Origin of the sequence: Kingella pumchi, from assembly GCF_022288825.1 — a bacterium.
Taxonomy (GTDB): domain Bacteria; phylum Pseudomonadota; class Gammaproteobacteria; order Burkholderiales; family Neisseriaceae; genus Kingella_D; species Kingella_D pumchi.
In genome coordinates this window covers 1,532-1,943 of record NZ_JAKOOW010000016.1, presented here as the reverse complement: position 1 = coordinate 1,943, position 412 = coordinate 1,532, and the positions used below count along the sequence as shown (strand labels likewise).

The following is a 412-nucleotide window of genomic DNA, read 5'->3' as shown; positions in this document are numbered from 1 at the left end:
GCCGACATAGGTAATGGCGGACACGCCAAGGGCTACGATTATTTGGCCTATCAGGGTTACGAGCAATTGGCCGAGTAGGGCAATCAGTACTGGCATGGTTGTCTCCCTTTAGGTTTTGCTGATTACGGCATGCCGGCAAATCACAAAGGCAATAAAGATTGCCGAAAAAACGATATACGGCCGCAATCCCCTTGCGCCTTGGCACATGCTTTCATAGCTCAACTCGTTCGTTTGCCCCATAAACACAAACTGCTTGGGCGCGGGGCAGGTGCCGTTTTCGACAAAATCGCTGCTGCGGCTGAATCCGGGCAGTCCGACGGTTTCTTTGGGTATGCCGATTCTGCTGCCGCTGCCGTCGGGACTGCCGACGGTGCGGCGGATGTCTTCTTCGGTGCCGAGCTTAGTGCAGGAA

At 54.9% G+C, this 412-nt stretch carries 1 protein-coding gene; it reads right to left on the bottom strand.

Translation table 11 applies throughout. The features are described from left to right. Positions 1 to 108: 108 nt before the first annotated feature. The coding region (locus MB824_RS03930) for a virulence factor TspB C-terminal domain-related protein (RefSeq protein ID WP_305067907.1) at positions 109 to 412 on the bottom strand (304 nt) is incomplete at its 5' end.